This window comes from Streptomyces sp. NPDC107538 (assembly GCF_055657445.1).
Genome location: NZ_JBVKAY010000014.1, coordinates 136,831 through 159,642 on the forward strand (window position 1 = coordinate 136,831; position 22,812 = coordinate 159,642).

The 22,812-nt window shown below is 69.6% G+C and carries 18 protein-coding genes; 4 read left to right on the forward strand and 14 right to left on the reverse strand.

Annotated elements, in window-relative coordinates:
• Positions 1 to 8: 8 nt before the first annotated feature.
• A complete protein-coding gene (locus tag ACZ7MG_RS35235) occupies positions 9 to 1,268 on the reverse strand; it encodes an MFS transporter (RefSeq protein WP_471389346.1) in 1,260 nt (419 codons plus the stop codon).
• Between the two features lie 107 nt (positions 1,269 to 1,375).
• Here ACZ7MG_RS35235 and ACZ7MG_RS35240 point away from each other — a divergent pair, with 107 nt between their 5' ends.
• The gene (locus ACZ7MG_RS35240) at positions 1,376 to 2,395 is read left to right on the forward strand and encodes a LacI family DNA-binding transcriptional regulator (RefSeq protein ID WP_471389343.1); all 1,020 of its coding nucleotides are present in this window, start codon (positions 1,376 to 1,378) and stop codon (positions 2,393 to 2,395) included.
• Between the two features lie 65 nt (positions 2,396 to 2,460).
• On the opposite strand, the gene prcA is transcribed toward ACZ7MG_RS35240, so the two are convergent.
• The 6 genes from prcA to arc all read right to left on the reverse strand — a co-directional run bounded on the left by prcA (position 2,461) and on the right by arc (position 8,589).
• On the reverse strand, positions 2,461 to 3,201 hold the full coding sequence (prcA, locus tag ACZ7MG_RS35245; RefSeq protein WP_471389341.1) for a proteasome subunit alpha: 741 nt from the start codon (positions 3,199 to 3,201) through the stop codon (positions 2,461 to 2,463).
• Positions 3,202 to 3,273: 72 nt separating this feature from the next.
• Complete coding sequence (gene prcB / locus ACZ7MG_RS35250) at positions 3,274 to 4,119, reverse strand: proteasome subunit beta (protein WP_471389338.1); 846 nt, start codon at positions 4,117 to 4,119, stop codon at positions 3,274 to 3,276.
• On the reverse strand, positions 4,071 to 4,661 hold the full coding sequence (locus ACZ7MG_RS35255) for an endonuclease VII domain-containing protein (protein WP_471389335.1): 591 nt from the start codon (positions 4,659 to 4,661) through the stop codon (positions 4,071 to 4,073). Before ACZ7MG_RS35255 ends, prcB begins: the two co-directional genes overlap by 49 nt.
• Positions 4,662 to 4,670: 9 nt before the next feature.
• Positions 4,671 to 4,886: a ubiquitin-like protein Pup gene (locus ACZ7MG_RS35260; RefSeq protein WP_045557092.1), complete on the reverse strand. Its 216-nt coding sequence runs from the start codon at positions 4,884 to 4,886 to the stop codon at positions 4,671 to 4,673.
• A 190-nt stretch (positions 4,887 to 5,076) separates the two neighbouring features.
• Entirely contained in the window at positions 5,077 to 6,588 is a 1,512-nt protein-coding gene (gene dop / locus ACZ7MG_RS35265; RefSeq protein ID WP_471389331.1) for a depupylase/deamidase Dop, read from the reverse strand.
• Positions 6,589 to 6,822: 234 nt separating this feature from the next.
• A complete protein-coding gene (gene arc / locus ACZ7MG_RS35270; protein WP_471389328.1) occupies positions 6,823 to 8,589 on the reverse strand; it encodes a proteasome ATPase in 1,767 nt (588 codons plus the stop codon).
• 245 nt (positions 8,590 to 8,834) lie between these two features.
• Between arc and ACZ7MG_RS35275 the strand changes: the two genes are divergently transcribed.
• Entirely contained in the window at positions 8,835 to 9,140 is a 306-nt protein-coding gene (locus tag ACZ7MG_RS35275; RefSeq protein WP_471389325.1) for a ferredoxin, read from the forward strand.
• Positions 9,141 to 9,230: 90 nt separating this feature from the next.
• Here the strand turns inward: ACZ7MG_RS35275 and ACZ7MG_RS35280 are convergent, their stop codons facing one another.
• The 3 genes from ACZ7MG_RS35280 to ACZ7MG_RS35290 all read right to left on the reverse strand — a co-directional run bounded on the left by ACZ7MG_RS35280 (position 9,231) and on the right by ACZ7MG_RS35290 (position 12,535).
• Positions 9,231 to 9,806 carry a hypothetical protein gene (locus tag ACZ7MG_RS35280; protein WP_471389322.1) on the reverse strand — a complete coding sequence of 192 codons (576 nt, stop codon included), beginning with the start codon at positions 9,804 to 9,806 and terminating at the stop codon, positions 9,231 to 9,233.
• Between the two features lie 195 nt (positions 9,807 to 10,001).
• Positions 10,002 to 10,904, reverse strand: coding sequence for a tRNA (adenine-N1)-methyltransferase (locus tag ACZ7MG_RS35285; protein WP_471389320.1), 903 nt, complete (start codon positions 10,902 to 10,904; stop codon positions 10,002 to 10,004).
• A gap of 53 nt (positions 10,905 to 10,957) precedes the next feature.
• Positions 10,958 to 12,535 (reverse strand): site-2 protease family protein, encoded by a 1,578-nt coding sequence (locus tag ACZ7MG_RS35290; RefSeq protein ID WP_471389317.1) that lies wholly within the window; start codon positions 12,533 to 12,535, stop codon positions 10,958 to 10,960.
• Between the two features lie 216 nt (positions 12,536 to 12,751).
• Here ACZ7MG_RS35290 and ACZ7MG_RS35295 point away from each other — a divergent pair, with 216 nt between their 5' ends.
• Positions 12,752 to 13,681, forward strand: coding sequence for a RecB family exonuclease (locus ACZ7MG_RS35295; RefSeq protein ID WP_471389314.1), 930 nt, complete (start codon positions 12,752 to 12,754; stop codon positions 13,679 to 13,681).
• 86 nt (positions 13,682 to 13,767) lie between these two features.
• Positions 13,768 to 14,439, forward strand: coding sequence for a response regulator (locus ACZ7MG_RS35300; protein ID WP_005485214.1), 672 nt, complete (start codon positions 13,768 to 13,770; stop codon positions 14,437 to 14,439).
• 96 nt (positions 14,440 to 14,535) lie between these two features.
• Here the strand turns inward: ACZ7MG_RS35300 and ACZ7MG_RS35305 are convergent, their stop codons facing one another.
• From ACZ7MG_RS35305 to metH, 4 genes are all read right to left on the reverse strand, one after another.
• Positions 14,536 to 16,119: an ABC transporter substrate-binding protein gene (locus tag ACZ7MG_RS35305; RefSeq protein ID WP_471389310.1), complete on the reverse strand. Its 1,584-nt coding sequence runs from the start codon at positions 16,117 to 16,119 to the stop codon at positions 14,536 to 14,538.
• Positions 16,120 to 16,210: 91 nt separating this feature from the next.
• Positions 16,211 to 17,815, reverse strand: a complete 1,605-nt coding sequence (locus ACZ7MG_RS35310; protein ID WP_471389307.1) for an ABC transporter substrate-binding protein — start codon at positions 17,813 to 17,815, stop codon at positions 16,211 to 16,213.
• A gap of 406 nt (positions 17,816 to 18,221) precedes the next feature.
• Positions 18,222 to 18,926: an HAD family hydrolase gene (locus tag ACZ7MG_RS35315; RefSeq protein ID WP_471389304.1), complete on the reverse strand. Its 705-nt coding sequence runs from the start codon at positions 18,924 to 18,926 to the stop codon at positions 18,222 to 18,224.
• 128 nt (positions 18,927 to 19,054) lie between these two features.
• Positions 19,055 to 22,585, reverse strand: a complete 3,531-nt coding sequence (gene metH / locus ACZ7MG_RS35320) for a methionine synthase (RefSeq protein ID WP_471389301.1) — start codon at positions 22,583 to 22,585, stop codon at positions 19,055 to 19,057.
• Positions 22,586 to 22,812 lie beyond the last annotated feature (227 nt).

Sequence of the window (22,812 nt, forward strand, 5' to 3'; positions counted from 1 at the left end):
ACTGAACATTACGCCCGATCCACCGAGCTGAAACGGGGTTCGGCAGCACGGTTTGGATCATTTTCCGATGAGACCGCAACCACCGCACCCTCGGAGGGAACGGCGAGGACCCGCCCCGTGGCCAGCAGCACCAGCAACGACACGGCCCCCGCGGCACCCGGCACCACGAACCCCCACAGCGTCCCGCCCCACTCGACGACCGGCCCCGCGACCGCCGTTCCGACCGACTGGCCCACCGTGAACGTCGTCACGATCCACGAGAACGCCTCGGTGACCGTCCCCCGCGGCGCGTGCCGGTCGACGAGCACGAACACACAGGCGATGGCCGGCGCCAGGAACACACCCGCGAGCGTCGTCAGCCCCGTCATCCCCACCGGACCCGGCATCAGCGTCAGCGGCACGTAACAGACCGCCAGCAGCGCCACCAGCACCTGCAACCGCCGCTCCGGCGCCCCGCTCCACCGCCGCGCGCCGTACGCCGTACCACCGAGCAGCGCGCCCAGCCCGACACCCGCCATCAGCCAGCCGTAGACGGCGTCCCCGCCGTTGTCGTCCGCGTACGAGACGGCGGCGACGGTGATCGAGCCGAGCGCGACACCGACGAAGAGGAACGCGGCGAGGAGCGCCAGCAGCCCGGGTGAGCGCAGCGCGCCCAGCCAGTGCGCCTCGCGCGGAGCGGAACGCCAGGCCCGCGAGGGCGGCGAGACGACCACCCACAGCGCCCCCAGCACCCCGATGACGCTCAGCACCACCAGCGCCGCCGACGCCGACCACAGCGCCACGCACAGCGTCACCAGCAGCGGCCCGACGGTGAACATGACCTCCTGGGCCACGGCGTCCATCGCGTACGCCGTGTGCACCTGCTCCTCCTTGCGCAGGACCGTGGACCACAGGGCCCGCAGCCCGCCCTCCAGCGGCGGCGTGAACAGCCCGGCGACGGCCGTCGCGAGATACGCCACCGGCAGCGGATCCAGCCCCGACAACGCGAAGACGACCATGGCGAGGGCCGAGACGACGGCCGCGGGCAGCTGCACGCGCGGCTGCCCGCACAGGTCCACCAGGCGTCCCAGCAGGGGCTGCCCGACGGCGTTGGACAGGCCGTACACGGCCGCCAGCGCGCCCGCGAGGCTGTAGGTGCCGCCCTCCGCGCGCACGAAGAGCACGATCGCGATCGCGGCGGTGGCGTTCGGCAGCCGGCCCACCAGCGTCCCTGCCAGCAGCCGCGCGGCGTGCCGTGTCCTGAGGATGTCGAGATATCCGGCGGCCATGTCCTGCCTCTCGATGGGCTCTCGCGAGCGACGTGTTACGTATAACGTCCTTCTCCATACGTACCATGTGCCCTGTCCACGAGTCCAGACGAGGGAGCAGGCCGACGGTGGCACGAAGCAGTACGCGCCCCACGAGCCGTGACGTCGCCCAGGCCGCCGGCGTCTCCCAGGCGGCCGTCTCCCTGGTCCTCGGCGACAAATGGCGCGGCCGGGTCTCGGAGACCACCGCCGAACGCGTCCGCGAGGCCGCGCGCGAACTGGGCTACCGGCCCAACCTCGCCGCCCGCAACCTCCGCCTCGGCCGCACCCGCACCGTGCTCCTCGTCGTCCCCGCCCTCACGACCGAGTTCTTCGCCGGCGTCTACACGGGCGCCGCCCGGGTCGCCGCCCGCCACGGCTTCGGCGTCGTGCTCTACCCCTCCCCCGAGGGCGTCGGCCCCGCCCGCGACCCCTTCGCCTCCGCGCAGGCCGCGCTGGACGGCGTGATCGCCTCGTCCATGGCGGCCGACGCGCTCACCGCGATCCGGGGCGACCAGCTCCCGCTGGTGATGCTGGACAGCGACCCCGAAGGCAGCCTCGGCGCCGCCACCGTCAACCTCGACATCCGCGACGGGGTCCGCCAGGTCGCCGAACACCTGCTCGCACTGGGCCACCGCCGGTTCCTGCACCTGGCCGCCGCCGTCCCCTCCTGGACCTTCAACGTCCGCGCGCGTGAACTGGCGGCGCGCGTGGGCTCGGTGCCGGGCACCTCCCTGCGTACGGCCGCCGCGCCGATCTCCATCGAGGGAGCGCTGTCCGCCGCCGAGACGGCGCTCGCCGCGCCTGGCGGCGACGGCCGCCCGACCGCGGTGGTCTGTGACGACGACAAACTGGCCGCCGGGGTCTACAAGGCCGCGCGCCGGCTCGGGCTGCGGGTACCGGAGGACGTCTCCGTGACCGGCCTCGACGACCTCGCCCTCGCCACGGCACTCGACCCCGAGCTGACGACCGTACGACTCGACGCGGAGCTGTTCGGGGAGCGCGGCATGGAGGCGCTGCTGGCCGTCCTGGAGGGGCGTACGCCGGTGGAGGGGGACATTCCCGTGGAGCTGGTGGTGCGGGGGTCCACGGCACCCCCAGGGGCCTGAGAGACGCCGTGCGCCCCGGCCGGGACAGGCCGGGGCGCACTACGGGCGGGGTGAGACGGGTGCCGCTACTCGTCTTCCTCGGCGCTCTCGGCCTCGGTGGCGGCGCCGTCGGTCTCCAGGAGACGGTCCAGCTGACGGCCGACGATGCGCTTGAACTTGCGCTGCTGCGGGCGGGTGCGGTCGAGGACGGCGACTTCGAGGCGCTCGGCGGGGATCTCCCGCTCGGTGCCGTTGGTGTCGCGGGACAGGGCCTGCACGGCGAGCTTCAGGGCCTCCGCCAGGGACACGCCGTCCTGGTGGCGCTGGTCCAGATAGCTGCTGATCTGCTCGGCGTTGCCGCCGACCGCGACCGAGCCGTGCTCGTCCACGATCGAACCGTCGTGCGGCAGCCGATAGATCTGGTCGCCCTCGGGGGTCTCCCCCACCTCGGCCACGACCAGCTCCACCTCGTACGGCTTCTCGGCCGCCGAGGAGAAGATCGTGCCCAGCGTCTGGGCGTAGACGTTGGCGAGACCACGGGCGGTCACGTCGTCACGGTCGTAGGTGTAGCCGCGGAGGTCGGCGTAGCGCACACCGCCGATCCGCAGGTTCTCGTACTCGTTGTACTTGCCGGCGGCCGCGAAGCCGATCCGGTCGTAGATCTCGCTGAACTTGTGCAGCGCGCGGGACGGGTTCTCGCCGACGAAGACGATGCCGTCGGCGTACTGCAGCACGACCAGGCTGCGGCCGCGGGCGATGCCCTTGCGGGCGTACTCCGCCCGGTCGGCCATCGCCTGCTGGGGTGAGACATAGAACGGAGTCGACACCGGTTATCCGTCCCTTTCTGTCGAAGTCACTGGATCACCTTGATAAGGGGGCCGTCCGGCCGGCTCGGTCGGCTAGAGCAGGGCGGCGCGGGGGCCGTCGGGCTGCTCCAGGCGCCGCTCCAGGATCGAGCGGGCGATGTCGGAGGACTCCTCGTCGGTGAGCCGGCGGAAGCCGTCCTCGGTGATCACGGTGACGATGGGGTAGATCCGGCGGGCCACATCGGGACCACCGGTCGCCGAGTCGTCGTCCGCCGCGTCGTACAGGGCCTGGATCACGAGGGTCGTGGCCTCGTCCTCGGAGAGGTCGGCACGGAACAGCTTCTTCATGGCGCCGCGCGCGAAGATCGAGCCGGAGCCGGTGGCCGCGTACCCGCTCTCCTCGGAACGGCCGCCCGTCACGTCGTAGGAGAAGATGCGGCCCTTGTCGCGGTCCACGTCGTAACCGGCGAAGAGCGGGACCACGGCCAGGCCCTGCATGGCCATGCCCAGGTTGGAACGGATCATGGTGGAGAGCCGGTTCGCCTTGCCCTCCAGGGAGAGCTGGGCGCCCTCGACCTTCTCGAAGTGCTCCAGCTCCAGCTGGAACAGCTTGACCATCTCCACGGCCAGGCCGGCCGTGCCCGCGATCCCGACGGCCGAGTACTCGTCGGCGGGGAACACCTTCTCGATGTCCCGCTGCGCGATCATGTTCCCCATCGTGGCCCGGCGGTCACCGGCGAGCACCACGCCGCCGGGGAACGTCACGGCCACGATCGTCGTGCCGTGCGGAGCTTCGATGACACCCTGGGTCGGCGGCAGCTGCCGCTTGCCGGGGAGCAGCTCCGGCTGGTGGTCCGACAGGAAGTCCATGAAGGACGACGACCCAGGCGTCAGGAAGGCAGCTGGTAGACGCCCGGTGCTACGAGTGTTGGCTTCCACGCGTTTCCTTCCACGTATGTCGCAGCCCGCCTCATGACGTCGGGCCGATCCTTGAACTGCCCCAGCGCCGCGTTGCAGCTGAAGCACAGTACGCCTCGGACCCTACCCGTCTCGTGGCAGTGATCCACATGCTCGGCCGGAGCAGCAAGACAGATGCAACAGATGCCTTGCTGCTCGGCGACCATCGCGTCCAACTCGACTGGAGTGAGACCGTACTTGCGCTTGAAGTAGCTGATCCGGTTTCGCTCCGCACGGCACTTGCGGCAATAGCTTGACCAGCCGTCCGAGGAGGACTTGTTACGTTCCCACTCGGAGTGGGGCTTCACTTCCTGGCACTGGGGGCAACGCTTGTGGCCACGAGGAACCGGAACCCGGACGCGCACTGCCTTGCCCTTGGCCTCCTGGCGGCGCTTGTAGTACTCGGCGGCGCATTCGCGACAGTTGGCCTGAAGCCCGTCAGGCCTCGATCTGTTGCTCGCGAATGCGCCGACCGGAAGTGTCTGCTGGCAAGCCGAGCACTTCTTCGACCCCTGCTCGTTCACGTATGTAGATTACTGTCCACCCTTTTGAACGAACGACCTCACGAAATCCTCAGCGTTCTCTTCCAAGACATCGTCGATCTCGTCCAGAACCGAGTCCACGTCGTCGCTCAGCTTCTCCTGGCGTTCCTTGAGGTCCTCCGATGCCTGCGCCTCCGGCGCCGCCTCGGTCTCCTCGGTGGAACGGGTGGCCTTCTGCTGGCCTCCGCCGGTGTCCTTGGTCGCCATAACCCTCACACCCCGCTCTGTTGCCCGACATGGTCGGCAGGTCGGCATTCCTGCCGATCGGTGATGATCAGACCCTACAAGCCGGGTCTGACATTGGCCCTGTTGTTTCCACAACGTCCGGGGACCACCTCGATGATTCCCGGACGCCGCTGTTTCCACCCTGCCCGGCTGATCACGATTGAAGCCTGATTCAGTGACCCGACAGGACCCTGACCAGGTCTTCTGCCGTGCGGCAGCGGTCCAGGAGCTCCTTGACGTGATTTCGCGTTCCGCGAAGCGGTTCGAGGGTTGGGACGCGCTGGAGCGAGTCGCGGCCCGGGAGGTCGAAGATCACCGAGTCCCAGGAGGCCGCGGCGACGTCGTCCGCGTACTGCTCCAGACAGCGACCGCGGAAGTACGCACGGGTGTCCTCCGGCGGCTTCGTACGGGCCCGGTCGACGTCCGGCTCGGTCAGGAGCCGCTTCATCTTGCCGCGGGCCACCAGACGGTTGTAGAGGCCCTTCTCGGCGCGTACGTCGGCGTACTGGAGGTCCACGAGGTGGAGCCGGGCGGCGTCCCAGTCGAGGCTGTCACGGCGCCGGTAGCCCTCCATCAGCTCCCGCTTGGCGACCCAGTCCAGCTCTCCGGAGAGGCTCATGGGGTCGTTCTCCAGGCGGTTGAGGGTGTCTTCCCACCGGCTCAGGACGTCCTTCGTCTGGTCGTCCGCGTCCGCTCCGAACCGCTCCTCGACGTACTTGCGCGACAGCTCGTAGTACTCCATCTGGAGCTGGACGGCGGTCAGGGTGCGCCCGCTGCGCAGCGTGATGAGGCGTTGCAGGGTCGGGTCGTGGGAGACCTGGTGGAGGGTGCGTACGGGCTGGTCGACGGCCAGGTCGACGGCGATGAAGCCGTCCTCGATCATGGAGAGGACCAGGGCCGTCGTGCCCAGCTTCAGGTAGGTGGAGATCTCCGAGAGGTTCGCGTCGCCGATGATCACGTGGAGGCGGCGGTACTTCTCCGCGTCCGCGTGGGGTTCGTCGCGGGTGTTGATGATGGGGCGCTTGAGGGTGGTCTCCAGGCCGACTTCCACCTCGAAGTAGTCGGCGCGCTGGCTGAGCTGGAAGCCGTGTTCGTGGCCGTCCTGGCCGATGCCGACGCGTCCGGCGCCGGCGAAGACCTGGCGGGAGACGAAGAACGGGGTCAGGTGGCGCACGATGTCCGAGAAGGCGGTTTCCCGCTTCATCAGGTAGTTCTCGTGCGTGCCGTAGGAGGCGCCCTTGTTGTCGGTGTTGTTCTTGTAGAGGTGGATCGGCTGGGCGCCGGGGAGCTGGGCGGCGCGCTCGGCGGCCTCGGCCATGATGCGTTCGCCGGCCTTGTCCCACAGGACGGCGTCCAGTGGGTTGGTGACCTCGGGGGCGCTGTATTCGGGGTGGGCGTGGTCGACGTAGAGCCGCGCGCCGTTGGTGAGGATGACATTGGCGAGGCCGATGTCCTCGTCGGTGAGCTGGCTGGAGTCGGCGGCCTCGCGGGCGAGGTCGAAGCCCCGCGCGTCCCGCAGCGGATTCTCCTCCTCGAAGTCCCAGCGGGCCCGGCGGGCCCGGTGCATCGCCGCTGCGTAGGCGTTGACGATCTGGGACGAGGTGAGCATGGCATTGGCATTGGGGTGGCCGGGGACGGAGATCCCGTACTCCGTCTCGATGCCCATTACTCGCCGTACGGTCATGCGGCCCTCCTTGCCCGGCGGCGTCCTCGGTCGGGGACGCTGCTCAAGTACCGCTGGCGCTCCGGTGCGTGTGCGGTGCCCGTCCCCGCACTGCGCGACTCGGCGGTACGAAAGAGCCTAGAACGGCTCTGCGCTGGTGGGGAGATCATTTGCGTCATTGCCTTGCTCCGGCCTTTACCCGAAAAACAGTCGGCTGCGGGTACCCACTGAGGGCACCCGCAGCCGCCCTGTCTTTTACAGGTACTGTCCGGTGTTCGCCACCGTGTCGATGGAGCGTCCGGTGTCGGCGCCCTGCTTTCCGGTGATCAGGGTACGGATGTAGACGATCCGCTCGCCCTTCTTTCCGGAGATTCGGGCCCAGTCGTCCGGGTTGGTGGTGTTGGGCAGGTCCTCGTTCTCCTTGAACTCGTCCACGCAGGCCTGGAGGAGGTGGGAGACGCGGAGACCCTTCTGGTTCTTGTCGAGGAAGTCCTTGATCGCCATTTTCTTGGCGCGGCCGACGATGTTCTCGATCATGGCGCCGGAGTTGAAGTCCTTGAAGTAGAGGACTTCCTTGTCTCCGTTGGCGTAGGTGACTTCCAGGAAGCGGTTCTCCTCGGACTCGGCGTACATGTGTTCCACTGCCGTCTGGATCATGCTCTGGACGGTGGTGGCCTTGGAGCCGCCGTGTTCGCCGACGTCGTCCGTGTGCAGCGGGAGACGCTCGGTGAGGTACTTCTGGAAGATGTCCTTGGCCGCTTCGGCGTCGGGACGCTCGATCTTGATCTTCACGTCGAGCCGGCCGGGGCGCAGGATGGCGGGGTCGATCATGTCCTCGCGGTTGGAGGCGCCGATGACCACGACGTTCTGCAGGCCTTCCACGCCGTCGATCTCGGCGAGCAGCTGCGGGACGATGGTGTTCTCCACGTCCGAGCTGACACCGGAGCCGCGGGTGCGGAAGAGGGATTCCATCTCGTCGAAGAAGACGATGACGGGGGTGCCCTCGCTGGCCTTCTCCCTCGCACGCTGGAAGACGAGGCGGATCTGCCGCTCGGTCTCGCCGACGTACTTGTTGAGGAGTTCGGGGCCCTTGATGTTGAGGAAGAAGCTCTTGCCCTGGGCCTGGCCGGTGACTTCGGCGACCTTCTTGGCCAGTGAGTTGGCCACGGCCTTGGCGATGAGCGTCTTGCCGCATCCGGGGGGTCCGTAGAGCAGGACGCCCTTGGGCGGGCGCAGTTCGTGCTCCTTGAACAGGTCCGGGTAGAGGTAGGGGAGCTCGACGGCGTCGCGGATCATCTCGATCTGGTTGCCGAGGCCACCGATCTGCTCGTACCCGATGTCCGGGACCTCTTCGAGGACGAGTTCCTCGACCTCGCTCTTCGGAACGACTTCGTAGACATAGCCGGAACGGGGTTCGAGAAGGAGGGCGTCGCCGGGGCGGATGGTGATGTCCAGCAGCGGCTCGGCGAGCCGCACCACCCGCTCCTCGTCGGTGTGTCCCTGTACCAGTGCGCGCTCGCCGTCCTCGAGGATCTCCTTGAGGGTGACGATGTCACCGACGCTCTCGAACTCCATGGCCTCGACCACGTTGAGCGCTTCGTTGAGCATTACTTCCTGGCCGCGCCGGAGGTCTTCCAGGTCGACGCTGGGGCTGACGTTCACCCGGAGCTTTCGGCCTCCGGTGAAGATGTCGGCCGTGCCGTCCTCGTTCGCCGTGAGGAAGACACCGAAGCCGGCCGGCGGCTGTGCGAGCCGGTCGACTTCCTCCTTGAGGGCCACGATCTGGTCGCGGGCCTCACGGAGTGTGTTGGCGAGCCGCTCGTTCTGTGCGGACACGCCGGCCAGATTGGTCTGCAGCTCGACGATCCGCTCTTCGAGAATCCTCGTGTGTCGCGGAGAGTCGGCGAGCTTGCGTCGCAGGACGGCGATCTCCTGCTCAAGGTAGGCAATCTGCCCGGCCGGGTCGTCGGACCCTCGTCCCGGGCGGATGCCGCGGTTCATGTCGTCGTCGTGGGCTGCCACGGTCCTCACCTCCTCCAAGGGGAGCTGGACGCTTCCAGACCCTACCTGGGTGGGTGTCGATTGAAACCCCTAGATCACAAAGACGGTCGGGGTGTGTCCGATCTTCACCCTTGCGCTCTCCCTCACGTCAAGGGGATACCCACCGAACATGATGGGGAAGCCGCCCCGGGTAGGGTCGAAGTGTTCAACACCCGTCCGAGCCTGCATCGTTCCCGACCGGCTCGGTGAATGAGACGGCAGGAGAGATGACCGTGCAGCAGGAGGCCGGGGCCGAGGCGGAGGCGCTGGAGGTCTGGATCGACCAGGATCTCTGCACCGGTGACGGCATCTGCGTCCAGTACGCGCCCGAGGTGTTCGAGCTGGACATCGACGGGCTGGCCTATGTGAAGAGCCCGGGGGACGAGTTGCTGCAGGCCCCGGGGGCCACAACGCCCGTTCCGCTGCCGCTTCTCACGGATGTGGTGGACTCCGCGAAGGAATGTCCGGGCGAGTGCATCCATGTACGTCGCGTTTCGGACAGCGTCGAGGTCTTCGGACCTGACGCGGAGTGACCTCGCGACCACTCCGCGTCGCCGCCTGTCTGCTTTCTCACACCGCGTTTGCCGGGTGATCACTTCCCGTTCGCCCGGCGGCGGGCGGTGTCAGACGCTTTGTTCTCCTGCGGGCGTGGAGCGTACGAACGCCCCGTTCTTCCACTGCCACTTGACGGGGTCCGTGACGTCGGGGCAGCAGTTGGGCACCTCGGGCGACGAGTAGCCGTGCAGGGTCGCGGTGACGACGGCGTCACGGACGGCGAAGTCGGAGACGGTCGTGCGGTCCTCGGGGTTCACCAGGGTGGCGACGACCCGGGGCCGCGCGGCGTCGGTGGAGCGGGTGAGGACGTACACGCCGTCGGGCGGGGTGCCCATGCTGGCGTCGCAGTGGACGACGGCCACGGTCTCGGGTCGGCCGTCCCCGTCGAGGTCCCCGGAGCCCTTCTTCTTCACGACGACGCCGACGGGTCCGCAGTCGAGCGGGAGGTCGACCTCGGCGGGGTCGGGGGCCGCCACGATCGCCGGGGCCGGGGCCGCTTTCGGAACGGGCTGGGCCGCTCTCGCCGCGTCGGGCTGGAGGGCGGACGACAGGGCGACGACGCCGGCGAGGGCGGTGGCCGTGGCGAGCCAGTGGATGGGGCGGGTGTGCGCGTGTGCCAGTTCCGGGACGGCGGATTGCTGCACTAGGAGCGTCTCCTGAGGGTGCTGTGCCGGTTGGGATGACCCGCATGGTGCCACACGTCACAGAGGGGTGGAACGGTGGGGTACGTGGTTCCCGCAGCTTTTCGGTGGTGCGTCAACGGGAAAGCGCCGTGGCCGAGTTCCCGGGCGCTGCGGGGAACTCGGCCACGTCAAGGGCGCGTTCGTGATGCGTCTCGGTCAGCGGCCGGAGCCGCCGTCGGCGTTGGGGCCGGTGTAGTCCTCGCCGTAGGCGCCCTTGGAGGGGCGGCGGCGGCGCATGGGGGGCTCGACGCCGTCGGCGAGGCGGCGGGCGGTGAGCAGGAAGCCGGTGTGGCCGATCATGCGGTGGTCGGGGCGGACGGCGAGGCCCTCGATGTGCCAGTTGCGGATCATCGACTCCCAGGCGCTCGGCTCGTTGAAGCAGCCGATCTCGCGGATGGACTCGACGGTCCGGGCGAGCTGGGTGGTGGTGGCCACGTAGCAGCAGACGATGCCGCCGGGGACGAGGGCCTTGGAGACGGCCTCCAGGCACTCCCAGGGGGCGAGCATGTCGAGGACGACGCGGTCGACCTCGGTGTCGCTGAGGTTGTCCTGGAGGTCGCCGACGGTGAGCTGCCAGGCGGGGTGGGGGCCGCCGAAGTAGCGCTCCACGTTGGCCTGGGCGATCTCGGCGAAGTCCGCGCGGCGCTCGTAGCTGTGCAGCATGCCCTGGTCGCCGATGGCGCGCAGCAGGAAGCTGCTGAGCGAGCCGGAGCCGACGCCGGCCTCGACGACGCGGGCGCCGGGGAAGATGTCGGCGAAGGCGAGGATCTGCCCCGCGTCCTTGGGGTAGACCACGGCGGCGCCGCGGGGCATGGACAGGACGTAGTCGGGGAGCAGGGGGCGGAGCGCCAGGTAGGCGACGTTCCCCGTGGTGCGGACAACACTGCCCTCGGGAGCGCCGATCAGCTCGTCGTGCGGGAAGGAACCCTTGTGGGTGTGGAAGTTCTTTCCCTCTTCGAGCGTGAACGTGTAGTGGCGTCCCTTGGGGTCGGTGAGCTGGACCTGGTCCCCGACCTTGAAGGGCCCGCGACGGCGGGCGGCACCGGTCGGTTCGGACATGTGACCCACCCTACCGGTCCCCGGGGAGGGCGCTGACCATGGTGCCCGGGGGCTCAGCTGGGCCGTGCCATCGCCTTCACGAAGGCGCGTTCCACGTCCGCCGCGGACAGGACGCCGTAGATCTCGCCGGAGTTCTCGACCACGAGGTATTCGGTGGCGGGGGCCGCGCGGAGGGCGTCGAGGAGGTCCTCGCCGGCCAGCTCGGCGGAGACGCGCATGCCGTCGGTGAGGTCCTGGGCGAGGCCGCTGACGGCGACCCAGGGGCGGCGGTGTTCGGGGACGCCGACGATGGCGGCCTCGCGGACGAGGGAGAGGGGTTCGCCGTCGGGGTCGACGACGACGAGGGCGCGGGCGCCGGCCTCGTTGGCGCGGCGGAGGGCCTCGGACAGGGGGGTGTCGGTCTCCACGGGGACGGCTCGGCGGGTGAGGGCGCGGGCCTGGAGTTCGGGCAGGTGTTCGCGCAGGCGGGCCATGCGGAGGCTGTTGCCGGCGCCGGTCCAGATGATGGCGGCGAGGATCGCGGCGAGCAGGGCGTCCAGGACGGTGTCCATGCCGACGCTGTCCTCGGCGGCGGCGCCGAGCAGGCCGGACTGGGTGAGCAGCGGCAGTCCGACGAGGACGGAGACGGCGAGGGCGCGGCCGACCCAGGCGGCGGCGATGGTGCCGGTCATGGGCTTGCCGGTGATCTTCCAGACGACGGCGCGGAGCATGCGGCCGCCGTCGAGGGGCAGGCCGGGGAGGAGGTTGAACGCGGCCACGATGAGGTTGGAGATCATCAGGCCGGCGAGGAGGACGCCGGGGACGGTGCCGGGCTCGACGGCGAGCAGGGCGACGTAGAAGACACCCGCGAGGACCAGGGAGAGCAGGGGGCCGACGAAGGCGAGGACGAATTCGCGGCCGGGGGTCTCGGACTCCTTCTCGATCTCGGAGACACCGCCGAAGAACTGGAGCTGGATGCGGCGCACCGGCAGTTTGTAGCGCAGGGCGGCGATGGTGTGGGCGAGTTCGTGGACGAGTACGGAGGCGTAGAAGGCGATCGCGAAGAAGAGGGCGACGAGGTAGCGGAGGGCGCCGAGTTCGGGCAGGACGCGGTCGAGTTGTCCGCCGAAGACCCAGGTGATCAGGGCGGCGACGAGGAACCAGCTGGGGGCGACGTAGACGGGGACGCCGAAGGGGCGGCCCATGAGGATGCCGCCGCCGGGCTCCTTGGGGCGCTCGGGAGGCTTGGGGGCGGCGTCCGCGTGGGCGTGGGGGCGCGGGGAGGCCGCCGTGCGCTCCGGGTCGTCCGCCGGCGCCTTGTGGAGATCGGCCGGGGAGGGCGGGGTCGCCCACGGTTCGGTCCCGGTGTCCGGCGACGGGTCGTCCGCCGCGGGCGTGGGCGACTCGTGCGCGGGGGTGTCCGCCGGGGGCGTGGGCGGCTCGGCCTCGGGGGTGTCCGTCGAGGGCGAGGGGGCCGAAGGCTTCGGGGGGTCCGTCGGGTTCTGGGTGTCGGGGGCGCCAGGGGTTTCGGCGGCGGCGGGTTCCTCGGTGGTGCCGTGCTCCGCCGGTGGCTCGGTCGTGTCGCGGTGTGCGTGCTCCGGCGCCCGGTCGCTGTCGGACCGCGGCTGCCCGCTCCCGCCGCTCGTCTCCACGATGTCCCCTCGTTCGAAGCGCCTTCCGCGCCCGGTGGCCGGGCGGAAGGGTCTGCGGTCGATGCTATGCGGTCACCGGGACGCGTTCCGCCCCGGCACCCCCTCTGTTTTCCCCCGCGTCGCACCGGACACACGGGTGTCGCCGTGCGGGGTGCGGATCGGCGGGGACGGGCCCGTGGCTGTCACTGTCAGTGGTGGGCCGTATGGTCTGGGGTCATGGAAACCAGCACCGACGGCACCCCCGCCGTTCCCGTGGGCGGTGACGGCGAGCGTCCCGCCGTGCGGGCCCCCGCACCGCCTGCCTCGCTGTCGCCGTCGCGCGCCAGCGACTTCATGCAGTGCCCGCTGCTGTACCGGTTCCGGGTGATCGACCGGCTGCCGGAGAAGCCGAGCGAGGCGGCGACGCGCGGGACGCTGGTGCACGCGGTGCTGGAGAGACTCTTCGACGCGCCGGCGGTGGAGCGGACGGCGCCGCGGGCCAAGTCGCTGGTGCCCGGGCAGTGGGACCGGCTGCGGGAGACCCGGCCGGAGGTCGTGGAGCTGTTCGCGGACGACGCGGAGGGGGAGCGGCTGGCGCGCTGGCTGGCCGAGGCGGAGCGGCTGGTGGAGCGCTGGTTCACGCTGGAGGACCCGACGCGTCTGGAGCCCGCCGAGCGGGAGCTGTTCGTGGAGGCGGAGCTGGAGTCGGGGCTCAGGCTGCGCGGGATCATCGACCGGGTGGATGTGGCGCCCACCGGGGAGGTGCGGATCGTCGACTACAAGACGGGCAAGGCGCCCCGGCCCGAGTACGCCGAGGGCGCGCTGTTCCAGATGAAGTTCTACGCGCTGGTGGTGTGGCGGCTGAAGCAGGTGGTGCCGCGGCGGCTGCAGCTCGTCTATCTCGGCAGCGGTGACGTGCTGACGTACGACCCGGTGGTGGCGGATCTGGAGCGGGTGGAGCGCAAGCTGCTCGCGCTGTGGGAGGCGATCCGGCTGGCCACGGAGACCGGTGAGTGGCGGCCCCGGCCGACCAAGCTGTGCGGCTGGTGCGATCACCAGGCGGTGTGTCCCGAGTTCGGCGGTACTCCCCCGCCGTACCCCCTCCAGGTGAGGTCACCCGAGTCGGCCGGGGGCGGACAGGGCAGAATGGGCCCGGACGCGACCTAGGGGCCTGTCCTGTGGGTCGGGCCGGGGCCGCGGGGGCCCGAAGCCGGCCTGTTCCACGGGGACAGGCCCTAGCGAAGGAGACGTTCGTGGCCGTCCGGGTCCTACTGGTGGACGACCAGCCGCTGCTGCGTACCGGCTTCCGGATGATTCTGGAGGCGGAGCAGGACATCGCGGTCGTCGGGGAGGCCGGAGACGGTCTGCAGGCACTCGACCAGGTGCGGGCGCTGCAGCCCGATGTGGTGCTGATGGACATCCGGATGCCGCGGATGGACGGGGTGGAGGCGACCCGGCAGATCACCGGGCCCGGGCGGGACGGTCCGGCGAAGGTGCTGGTGCTGACCACGTTCGATCTGGACGAGTACGTGGTGGAGGCGCTGCGCGCGGGTGCCAGCGGGTTTCTGCTGAAGGACGCGCCGGCCAATGAACTGGTGCAGGCGATCCGGGTGGTGGCGGGCGGCGAGGCGATGCTCGCGCCGAGTATCACGCGCCGGCTTCTCGACAAGTACGCGGAGCATCTGCCGTCGGGCGACGAGCCGGTGCCGGACACCCTGCACACGCTGACGGACCGTGAGGTCGAGGTGCTGAAGCTGGTGGCCCGGGGGTTGTCGAACGCGGAGATCGCCGCCGATCTGTTCGTCAGCGAGACCACCGTGAAGACACATGTGGGTCATGTGCTGACCAAGCTGGGCCTGCGGGACCGGGTGCAGGCGGCGGTGTACGCGTACGAGAGCGGGCTGGTGCGCCCCGGCGCGCAGTAGGCACCGCACTCCGGTGCACGCACCGAGGGCGCTCCCTTCTTGTGGAAGGGAGCGCCCTCGGGCATTCGGGGCCCGTGGTGGCGGCCCGTGCTCGTGTCAGCCCTTGCTGATCTCCCAGAAGCGGAAGACGGTCGAGGCGTCCAGGCAGTACTCCAGGCCGTAGACGTCGTCGCCGACGACGGCGTACTGCTTGGCCTGCCAGATGGGCAGGAGGGGGATGTCGGTGGCGACGAGGTTCTGCAGTGCGGCGTACTCCTTCTCCGTGGCGGACCGCTCGCTCACGGCGGCGGTCTTGGGGAGGAGATCACCGGTGATGGTGTTGTTGCTGTAGTTGTTGTCCAGCACGTTGCCCTTGCCGAAGAAGGGGCCGGTGAAGTTGTCGGGGTCCGGGTAGTCGGGGACCCAGCCCTTGACGTACACCCCGTACTTGCCGGCGGCGATGTCCTTCTCGTACTGGTCGAAGGCGACGGATTCCACGGTGGCGTCGAACAGCCCGCTGTCGTTGAGCTGCTTGGCGATGGCCTCCAACTCCTGGTCGGTGGAGGGGCCGTAGCGCGACGGCGTGGACCAGAGGGTCAGTTCGACCTTGCCGTCGATGCCGTCGGCGCGCAGCGCGGCCTCCGCCTTGTCCTTGGACGGGCGGGCGCCGTAGGTGTCGAAGAAGGCCGTGTTGTGGCCGGTGATGCCGGCCGGGATGATCGAGTACAGCGGGGTGGCGGTGCCCTGGTAGACCTCGTCGACGAGGGCCTCGCGGTCCAGCAGGTAGGCGATGGCCTGGCGGACGCCGAGCTTGCCGGTGATGGGGTCGTCCATGTTGAAGACGAGGTGCTGGACCTCGGCGCCGGTGCCGTCGACGATGTCGACGCCGTTGGCGGTGGAGGTGTCGGTCTCGATGTCGGAGATGTCGGAGGCGCTCAGTCCGCGGTAGGTGACGTCGAGGTCGCCCTCCATCAGGGACTTCTTCAGGGCGTCCTGGTCGCCGTGGAAGAACTTGAGGGTGACGCCGGAGTTCTCGACGTCGGCGGTGCCCTGGTAGTTCTCGTTGACGGCGAAGACGGCCTCGTCCTCGCCGAAGGACTCCAGCTTGTAGGGGCCGGAGCCGACGGCCTCGCCGTCCTCGCGGAGCCCGTCGGCGTCGTAGGAGCTCTCGTCGACGATGGAGCCGGCGCCGGAGGCGATCTTGCTGGGGAAGGTGGCGTCGGCGTACTTGAGGTCGAAGCGGACGGTCTTGTCGTCCGGGGTCTCGACCTTGTCGAGCATGGGGAACATGATCGCGGGGCCGGCGTCGTCGTTGATCTTCAGCATGCGGTCGAAGGAGAACTTGACGTCCTTCGCGGTGAGCGCCTCACCGTTGCTGAACTTCAGGCCGTCCTTGAGGGTGCACTCGTAGACCGTGGTGCCGCCGCCCTCGAAGGAGCAGTCCTCGGCGAGGTCCGGTTCGGGTTCGGTGGCGCCGTTGGGGAAGCTCAGCAACGACTGGAAGACGTTGTTGAACAGGAGCCAGGATCCGGGGTCGTAGCCGGAGGCGGGGTCGGTGGCCAGGACGTCGTCGGACATCCCCATCACGATGTTGGAACCGGAGTCCCCGGATCCCCCCGAGTCGGAGCCGCAACCGGTCAGCAGGCCGGCGGCAAGCCCTGTCGCCATGGTCAGGACGGGCCACTGGGTGCGTATGTTCACGTATGGATGCCTTGTGTCGTCGGTGCATTGCGGGCGCTCCGGGCTCCCCCGAGGCCGAACGGCCCCTGTCCGGAGGGATGGTGAGGTCCGGTCAGTCGCCTCTGCCGCGCTCCAGCTCCCAGAGCTGGAGGGTGGAGGCGGAGTTGAGGGCGTACTCGGTGCCGATGACGTCGTCTCGGGCGGCGACGTACTGGTTGCCCTGCCACAGCGGGATGATCGGCACGTCGTCGGCGACGATGTCCTGGATGCCGGTGAGGCTGTCCGAGGCGGTGAGGCGGTCGGCGGCGCGGCGGGACTCCGGGATCAGCTTGCCGCGGATGTCCTTGTTGTCGTACGGCGAGCCGAGGAAGTTGTCCTTGTCGAGGAAGGGCGCGAGGTAGTTGTCGGCGTCGGGGAAGTCCGGGAACCAGCCCATGCCGTAGACCGCGTACTCGCCCTCCTGCTCGGCGGGGCGGAACGTGGACCAGGGGGTGCCCTTGATGGTCACGTCGAACAGGCCGCTGTCGTCGAGCTGCTTCTTCAGCAGCTCGAACTCCTTCTTCGTGGCCGCGCCGTAGTGGTCGGTCGTGTAGTGCAGGGTCAGCTTCACCGGGGTGGTGATTCCCGCGGTCTCCAGGGTCGACTTCGCCTTGGCGGGGTCGGGGTCGCCGTACTTGTTGAAGAACGAGTTGGAGTGGCCCGTGATGCCGGCGGGGACGAGCGAGTAGAGGGGCTCGGCCTGGGAGCCGTACACCTTGGCGACGAGTTCGCCGCGGTCGATGATCTCGGCCATGGCCCGGCGGACGGCGGTGCTCTCGACCGGGGAGGCGTCGGTGTTGAAGGCGAGGTAGCGGATCTCCAGGCCGGCGGACTCGATCACGTCGATGTCGTCGTCGGGGGAGTCGGTCAGCTCGGTGATCTGCTCCGGCGTCATGGTGCGGGTCATCAGGTCGATGTCGCCGTCCTTCAGGGCGGTGCCCATGGCGTCGGCGCTCGTGAAGGAGCGCAGTTCGACCTTGTCGTTCTTCGGGTCCAACTGCCCCTTGTAGTGGGGGTTCTTGGTGAAGACGGCCCGGACCAGCTCGTCGTTCTCGACCTCGGCGTCCAGGGTGTACGGGCCGGAGCCGTCGACCGAGAAGCCGTCGCGCAGCTTGCCCTTGTCGTAGTCGGCGGGGTTGACGATGCCGGCGACCGGGGTGGACAGCTTGTACGGGAGGGTCGCGTCGGGGCTGTTGAGGTGGAAGATCACCTCTTTGTCGCCCTTGGTCTCGACGAGGTCGATGGTGGACAGCAGGGCGAAGACACCGCTGTCGGCCTTGAGGGAACGGGCGCGGTCGATGGAGAACTTGACGTCCTCGGCGGTGACCGGGGAGCCGTCGGCGAACTTCAGACCGGAGCGCAGGGTGCAGGCGTAGCGCTCGTTGCCGCTGTCGGTGAAGGAGCAGCTGGAGGCGGCCTCGGGTTCCGGTTCGCCGTCGCCGCGGGGCTGGACCAGCAGGGTCTGGACGGTCTGCCGGAGGATGTTCCAGGTGCCGACGTCGTAGGCGTAGGCCGGGTCGATGGGGGCCGGCGCGTCCTTGGAGGCGGTGAACCGGTCGGTGGTGCCGACGACGATCGCGTCACCGCTGTCGCCCGCGCTGTCGGTGGCACCACAGGCGGCGAGTACCGGGGTGAGCAGACCGATCACGGCCGGCAGCACCAAGGTCTTGCGGTTCATGCTCGCGATTCTCCAGAGCTGTGTTCCAAGACGGGTGCTGGCGGGGTGGTGCGAGCGCGTCCCGGGAAGTACGGCGATGTTCTCGCGTCGAGATTAGCCCGCACCGCCAGAGGGGCCCGCGCACACCGGAGTTGAGTTCCCCTCACGCTGTGGAACCGGCCGTGGACGGAAACGGTGTAGCACGCACGGAATCTTTGGGTGCACCCTTCACCAATCAGGACACAAGGGCCTGCCGAACACCCCCGCATACGGGGATCGGAGGGGCCGGAAGAACGTTCCGGAAGCCCTGCGAAGTGGCAAACGTCACAGGTGGAAAGGTATTCCCCAGTGTGGGAATTCAGTCATCGCGACGACGCCGAATTCCCCGTCCCGGCGCCTGTCCGCGATCTTGGAATTCCTTGCGTTTTCAATTGGCCGTGGTCGTGATCAGACCGCGCAGAAATGGCAGGTCGACCTCTTCCAGCGAGGTCACGACGGTGCGCCGGACGGCGGGCGCGATGGGGGCCACGGACGGGACGGCGACCACATGGCAGCCGGCGGCCTCGGCGGCGGCGACCCCGGTCGCGGTGTCCTCGATGACCGCGCACCGGGCCGGATCCGCGCCGAGCCCGGAGGCCGCGAGGAGGTAGGGGTCGGGGAACGGCTTGGTCCGCTCGACCTCGTCGCCCGCGACGGTCAGCGCGAAGTGCTGGGGGCCGAGGGAGGTCAGGACGCGGTCGATGATGCGCCGGTGCGAGGCGGAGACCAGGGCGGTGGGGACGCCGTGCGCGGCCAGCTCGGCGAGGAGTCTGGAGGCGCCGGGCATCAGCGGCAGCGTGCGCCCGATCCGGGCCTCGAAGCCGTCGTTGAGCAGCACGCTCAGCTCGGGGAGGGTGATGTCCGCGCCGGTGGCCTCGATCAGGAAGCCCGCGCTGCGGCTCATGGGGCCGCCGACGACGACATGGCGCCAGGAGTCGTCGAGGGTGTGGCCGAGGCCGGCGAAGATCTCGACCTCCACGTCCCACCAGAAGCCCTCGGTGTCCACCAGGGTGCCGTCCATGTCGAGGAGCACGGCCTGCAGCGCGGAGCCTTCGGCCGTACGGGTTCCTAGCGCGGGGATCGTCGTGGTCATCCGGCGCACCTCCTTGTGGGACGAGCAGGCCGGTTCCCGGGTGGGGAACCGGCCTGCGGTGGACCGACCAGTGTACGACGCCGCGCGGACGAGCGCCTTTCGGTGCGGCCGAAGCCCTGCCCGGGCCGTTACCGGGCGTTGAAGTACTTCGCCTCCGGGTGATGGATGACGATCGCGTCCGTGGACTGCTCGGGGTGGAGCTGGAACTCCTCGGAGAGCTGTACGCCGATCCGCTCGGGCTCCAGCAGCCGGGCGATCTTGGCGCGGTCCTCCAGGTCGGGGCAGGCGCCGTAGCCGAGGGAGAAGCGGGCTCCCCGGTACTTGAGGTCGAACATGTCCTCGATGGCGGCCGGGTCCTCCCCGGCGAAGCCCAGCTCCGAGCGGACCCGGGCGTGCCAGTACTCGGCGAGTGCCTCGGCCAGCTGCACGGACAGGCCGTGGAGTTCGAGGTAGTCGCGGTAGGAGTTGGCCTCGAAGAGCTTGGCGGTCTCCTCGCCGATACGGGAGCCGACGGTGACGACCTGGAGGCCGACGACGTCGATCTCGCCGGACTCCTCGGGGCGGAAGAAGTCGGCCAGACACAGGCGGCGGCCCCGGCGCTGGCGGGGGAAGGAGAACCGGGTCCGCTCGTTGCCGTCGTCGTCCAGGATGATCAGGTCGTCGTCCTTGGAGACACAGGGGAAGTAGCCGTAGACGACGGCCGCTTCGAGGAGGTTGTCGGTCTGGAGCTTGTCCAGCAGACCGCGCAGCCGGGGCCGGCCCTCGGTCTCCACCAGCTCCTCGTAGGTGGGTCCGTCGCCGGTGCGGGCCTGCTTCAGGCCCCACTGGCCCTTGAAGAGGGCGCCCTCGTCGAGCCAGGTCGCGTACTCCTTGAGCTGGATGCCCTTGATGACGCGGGTGCCCCGGAACGGCGGGGTGGGGATCGGGTTGTCGGTGGCGACGTCGGAGCGGACGTGGCCCTCCTCCGGGCGGTCCTCGACGGCGCCGGCGGCCGTGGCGGTGGGGCGCACCCGGCGCTGCCTCAGCTCGGGCAGGGTCGCGCCGGGCACACCGCGCTTGACGCCGATGAGGGCGTCCATCAGGCGCAGGCCCTCGAAGGCGTCGCGGGCGTAGCGGACCTCGCCCTCGTAGATCTCGTGCAGGTCCTGCTCGACGTAGGCGCGGGTGAGGGCGGCGCCGCCGAGGATGACGGGGTAGTCGGCGGCCAGGCCCCGCTGGTTCAGCTCCTGGAGGTTCTCCTTCATGATCACCGTGGACTTGACCAGGAGGCCGGACATGCCGATGACGTCGGCGCGGTGCTCGGCGGCGGCGTCCAGGATCGCGGAGACGGGCTGCTTGATGCCGAGGTTGACGACGTTGTAGCCGTTGTTGGACAGGATGATGTCGACGAGGTTCTTGCCGATGTCGTGGACGTCGCCGCGGACGGTGGCCAGCACGATGGTGCCCTTGCCCTCGGCGTCCGACTTCTCCATGTGCGGCTCCAGATGGGCCACCGCGGTCTTCATGACCTCGGCGGACTGGAGCACGAACGGCAGCTGCATCTGGCCCGAGCCGAACAGCTCGCCGACCACCTTCATGCCGTCCAGGAGCGTGTCGTTGACGATGTCGAGGGCGGCGCGGGTCAGCAGGGCCTCGTCGAGGTCGGCCTCCAGGCCGTTCTTCTCGCCGTCGATGATGCGGCGCTTGAGGCGCTCCTCCAGCGGCAGGGCGGCCAGTTCCTCGGCCTTGCCGGCCTTCAGGGACTTGGCGGTGGCGCCCTCGAACAGCGCCATCAGCTTCTGCAGCGGGTCGTAGCCCTCGGCGCGGCGGTCGTGGATGAGGTCGAGGGCGGTCCGCACCTCTTCCTCGTTGAAGCGGGCGATCGGGAGGATCTTGCTCGCGTGGACGATCGCCGAGTCCAGGCCCGCCTTCGCGCACTCGTCGAGGAAGACGGAGTTGAGAAGGATGCGGGCGGCCGGGTTGAGGCCGAAGGAGATGTTGGACAGGCCCAGGGTGGTCTGGACGTCCGGGCGGCGGCGCTTGAGTTCGCGGATCGCCTCGATGGTGGCGATGCCGTCCTTGCGGGACTCCTCCTGACCGGTGCAGATGGTGAAGGTCAGGGTGTCGATGAGGATGTCCGACTCGTGGATGCCCCAGTTGCCCGTGAGGTCGTCGATGAGCCGCTCGGCGATCTCGACCTTCTTCTCCGGGGTGCGGGCCTGGCCCTCCTCGTCGATGGTCAGCGCGATCAGCGCGGCGCCGTGCTCCCGGGCGAGCGCGGTGACCTTGGCGAAGCGGGAGTCGGGGCCGTCGCCGTCCTCGTAGTTGACGGAGTTGATGACGGCCCGGCCGCCGAGCTTCTCCAGCCCGGCCTGGATGACGTCGACCTCGGTGGAGTCGAGGACGATGGGCAGGGTGGAGGCGGTGGCGAAGCGGCCGGCGAGTTCGGCCATGTCGGCGACGCCGTCGCGGCCCACGTAGTCGACGCAGAGGTCGAGCATGTGGGCGCCCTCGCGGATCTGGTCGCGGGCCATCTCCACACAGTCGTCCCAGCGGGCCTCCAGCATGGCCTCGCGGAACTTCTTCGAGCCGTTGGCGTTCGTGCGCTCACCGATGGCCATGTACGAGGTGTCCTGGCGGAACGGGACCGTCTGGTAGAGCGAGGCGGCGCCGGGCTCGGGGCGCGGGTCGCGGGTGGTGGGGGTGAGGTCCCGGACGCGCTCGACGACCTGGCGCAGGTGCTCGGGCGTGGTGCCGCAGCAGCCGCCGACGAGGGAGAGGCCGTACTCGCGGACGAAGTTCTCCTGCGCGTCGGCCAGCTCCGGCGCGGTGAGCGGGTAGTGGGCGCCGTCCTTGGTCAGGACCGGCAGGCCGGCGTTCGGCATACAGGACAGCCGGATGCGGGAGTGGCGGGCCAGATAGCGCAGGTGCTCGCTCATCTCGGCCGGGCCGGTCGCGCAGTTCAGGCCGATCATGTCGATGCCGAGCGGCTCCAGCGCCGTCAGCGCCGCGCCGATCTCGGAGCCCAGCAGCATGGTGCCGGTGGTCTCGACGGTCACCGACACGATCAGGGGGACGTCGTAGCCGGCCGTCTCCATGGCGCGGCGGGCGGCGATGACGGAGGCCTTGGTCTGCAGCAGGTCCTGGGTGGTCTCCACCAGGAGCGCGTCGGCGCCGCCGGCCAGCAGGCCCTCGGCGTTCTGCTGGTAGGCGTCCCGGATGGCGGTGAAGGTGGTGTGGCCGAGGGTGGGGAGTTTGGTGCCGGGGCCGACCGAGCCCAGCACCCAGCGCTGCCGGCCGTCGCGGGCGGCGTACTCGTCGGCGGTCTCCCGGGCGATGCGGGCGCCGGCCTCGGACAGCTCGGCGGTGCGTTCGGGGATGTCGTACTCACCCAGTGCGGTGAGGTTGGCGCCGAAGGTGTTGGTCTCCACGCAGTCGACGCCCGCGTCGAAGTACGCGGCGTGCACCGAGCGGACGATGTCGGGGCGGGTGGCGTTCAGGACCTCGTTGCAGCCCTCCAGCTGCTGGAAGTCCTCCAGTGTGGGGTCCTGTGCCTGCAGCATCGTGCCCATCGCGCCGTCCGCGACCACCACACGGGTCGCGAGGGCCTCGCGCAGGGCCTCGGCTCGGGCCCGGCCTGCGGCGGCGGACGAAGGGGACGGATTCGGCGACGAGGCCATGGAGCTGCTCCCTGGGATGCGACGGCTGTCGGCTTTGCGGCTCCCCATGGAAGCCGCACGCCGCCAGGGTAGCCCGGAGCGCCACGGATGGTCAGGGGAGTCCACGGGACGGACGGGCGTGGCGTACCCGGCCGAGTGCGGTTTACTCCGACGACGAAACGAACCACGGACGCCCCTTCGGCACCGTGCGGACACTCCACGATCACCTGGCCGTCGGACGGACACCG

Coding starts and splice junctions, on each gene's coding strand:
- ACZ7MG_RS35235 (WP_471389346.1), bottom strand. CDS start 1,268: ATGGCCGCCGGATATCTCGACATCCTCAGGACACGGCACGCCGCGCGG.
- ACZ7MG_RS35260 (WP_045557092.1), bottom strand. CDS start 4,886: ATGGCGACCAAGGACACCGGCGGAGGCCAGCAGAAGGCCACCCGTTCC.
- dop (WP_471389331.1), bottom strand. CDS start 6,588: ATGACCGTACGGCGAGTAATGGGCATCGAGACGGAGTACGGGATCTCC.
- ACZ7MG_RS35275 (WP_471389325.1), top strand. CDS start 8,835: ATGACCGTGCAGCAGGAGGCCGGGGCCGAGGCGGAGGCGCTGGAGGTC.
- ACZ7MG_RS35285 (WP_471389320.1), bottom strand. CDS start 10,904: ATGTCCGAACCGACCGGTGCCGCCCGCCGTCGCGGGCCCTTCAAGGTC.
- ACZ7MG_RS35295 (WP_471389314.1), top strand. CDS start 12,752: ATGGAAACCAGCACCGACGGCACCCCCGCCGTTCCCGTGGGCGGTGAC.
- ACZ7MG_RS35310 (WP_471389307.1), bottom strand. CDS start 17,815: ATGAACCGCAAGACCTTGGTGCTGCCGGCCGTGATCGGTCTGCTCACC.
- ACZ7MG_RS35315 (WP_471389304.1), bottom strand. CDS start 18,926: ATGACCACGACGATCCCCGCGCTAGGAACCCGTACGGCCGAAGGCTCC.
- metH (WP_471389301.1), bottom strand. CDS start 22,585: ATGGCCTCGTCGCCGAATCCGTCCCCTTCGTCCGCCGCCGCAGGCCGG.